1 protein-coding gene is annotated in these 1,023 nt (G+C 70.3%); it reads right to left on the reverse strand.

The features are described 5' to 3' along the window. A partial coding sequence (locus tag QMK28_RS33975) for a transposase (protein WP_326443555.1) occupies positions 1–1,008 on the reverse strand: 1,008 nt, incomplete at its 3' end. Positions 1,009–1,023 lie beyond the last annotated feature (15 nt).

Here is a 1,023-nt window from a genome sequence, read left to right on the forward strand (position 1 = left end):
GGCGATCCGTGTGCTGGTCAGGGGGCGTTCTTCGAGCGGGTGGCCGGCGTAGCGGGAGATCGGGGACTTGACCTTGCGGGCTGAGAGCCGGGCTCGGCGGGCGGGCAGCAGGTGGGAGAGGAGGGCGGTGGTGATGGTCTCGGGCGGGGCGGGATCGTGCTGGTCGGTGATCCCCGTGGCCCGGATCACCGTGGCTTGGGCTGTGGCGGTAGCTGTGGTGAAGCTGGCTCGGTCGGGATCGAGGTCCGGCCGGGTCCGGGCCGCGTCGACCATCGCGTGGCGCAGTACTTGGTAGAGGGTGAGCAGGGACCACAGTTCCTGTTCGAGTCCTGCCGGGTCCATCGAGCGGAGAACCCGGCCGCGTAGCAGGGTGTGGCGCAGGGCGAGGTAGCTCGATTCGATCTCCCAGCGTTCGTGGTACAGCTCGATCAACTCGCGTGCCGGGTGGGCACGGTGATCGAGCAGGCTGGTGGCCAGCGAGTAATGGCTGGTGAGGTGGGCTCCGTTGGCCAGGTGCGTGGTGACCTGTGCCTGGATGACGCGCACGTTGAGCGAGCCGAGCCGGGTGAGGATCGAGCCGTCAGGCAGCACAGCGAGGCGAGGGAGCCTGCGGCCGGTCCGCATGCGGACCAGGAACTGCGCTCCGGTCGCCCGGACCCCTGTAAGGAACTCGCCGCCGTCGAAAGCGCGGTCCGCGAGCAGCAGCATGCCGGGGTCGAGCCGTTCGACCAGACGTGCGGCGTAGGTGATCTCTCCCGTGCTGCGTGGTCCGAACACCGCACCGAGCAGGCCACGGGTGCCGGTCTCGACCAGAGTCACCATTTGCAGGCGCGGGTAGCCGTGGAACCCTCCGCGGCCGGTCTCCGCACGCCCGAGCCAGGCGCGGTTGCGTTCGGAGTCCGGGCAGTGCAGCGATGCGCATCCGTCGAAGGCGACGGTGCGCCAGCGCCGATAGCGCAGGCCCGGGGTGCGCGGATCGGCGAGCGGCACCGCGAGGGTGTCGAACAACCGCCTGAGCGGCCG

Source organism: Streptomyces sp. H27-D2 (assembly GCF_035828615.1).
Lineage (GTDB): Bacteria > Actinomycetota > Actinomycetes > Streptomycetales > Streptomycetaceae > Streptomyces.